Here is a 548-nt window from a genome sequence, read left to right as displayed (position 1 = left end):
CCTGCCGAGATGGCCCGCCACCTCGCCGCCGGCGAGAGCACCTGGCACCGGGTCCTGACCGACCCCACCACCGGCGAGTTCCTCCCCCTGCCCGCCGAGCAGTACCGCCCCACCACGGCCATGGTCGAACACCTCCGCCTGCGCGACCCCGTCTGCGCGGTCCCCGGATGCACCCGCACCACCAGCACCGACGCCGAGAACGACCACATCGAGGAATTCGACCACGCCCACCCCGCCCGAGGCGGACCCACCAGCATCGCCAACCTCCACCGCCTCCACTGGGCAGACCACGACCTCAAAACCACCGGCCGGATCGACCCCGTGCGCAACCCCGACGGAACCACCACCTGGACCATCGGCGCCCCCACCCTGATCAAAACCACCATCACCCCCCACCGCGACCTCGTCACCCCCACCATCGCCCGCGCCCTCACCGACGCCTGGGACCAATACCAATTCACCCTCGAACTCGACGCCCTCCACAAGATGGGCGAACTGGACCGATTCCTCCGCGAAACCGGCCCCCACGACCCCACCCACGACGACCA

The 548-nt window shown here is 70.1% G+C and carries 1 protein-coding gene; it reads left to right on the top strand.

The window, feature by feature from the left end:
• A partial coding sequence (locus INT51_RS21975) for an HNH endonuclease signature motif containing protein (protein ID WP_193107513.1) occupies positions 1-548 on the top strand: 548 nt, incomplete at both ends.

The organism is Brachybacterium sp. FME24 (assembly GCF_014897705.1).
Taxonomy (GTDB): domain Bacteria; phylum Actinomycetota; class Actinomycetes; order Actinomycetales; family Dermabacteraceae; genus Brachybacterium.
The sequence above is the reverse complement of the archived record's forward strand: the minus strand, read 5'-3'. Positions and strand labels throughout refer to the sequence as shown.